The sequence below is a fragment of the Burkholderia sp. SIMBA_051 genome, assembly GCF_046534915.1.
Taxonomy (GTDB): Bacteria; Pseudomonadota; Gammaproteobacteria; order Burkholderiales; family Burkholderiaceae; genus Burkholderia; species Burkholderia ambifaria.
This window is the reverse complement of sequence record NZ_JAWRXS010000442.1, coordinates 1-262: the sequence shown is the minus strand read 5'-3', so window position 1 is coordinate 262 and position 262 is coordinate 1. Positions and strand designations below refer to the sequence as shown.

The 262-nt window shown below is 66.0% G+C and carries 2 pseudogenes; both read right to left on the bottom strand.

The annotated features are described in order from the left end of the window. Positions 1–125 (bottom strand): annotated as a pseudogene (locus SB771_RS35210) (branched-chain amino acid ABC transporter permease); the annotation flags it as partial. A gap of 13 nt (positions 126–138) precedes the next feature. Beyond that, positions 139–262 (bottom strand): annotated as a pseudogene (locus tag SB771_RS35205) (ABC transporter ATP-binding protein); the annotation flags it as partial.

Sequence of the window (262 nt, the reverse complement as noted above, 5' to 3'; positions counted from 1 at the left end):
ATCGAGCCCTGCGCGAAATTGAACACGCCGGACGCTTTGTGGATCAGCACGAAGCCGATCGCGACCATCGAATACATCACGCCCGCCAGCAAGCCGCCGACGAGCACTTCGAGAAAAAATTCCATGTTGTCGAGTCTCTCAATGACGGGTGCCGAGATAGGCGGCCAGCACGTCCGGGTTGCCGCGCACGTCGGCGGGCGCGCCGTCGGCGCCCTTGCCGCCCGGCCCCATCGCGAACGCCGAGCCGGCGATGGTCTCGCCG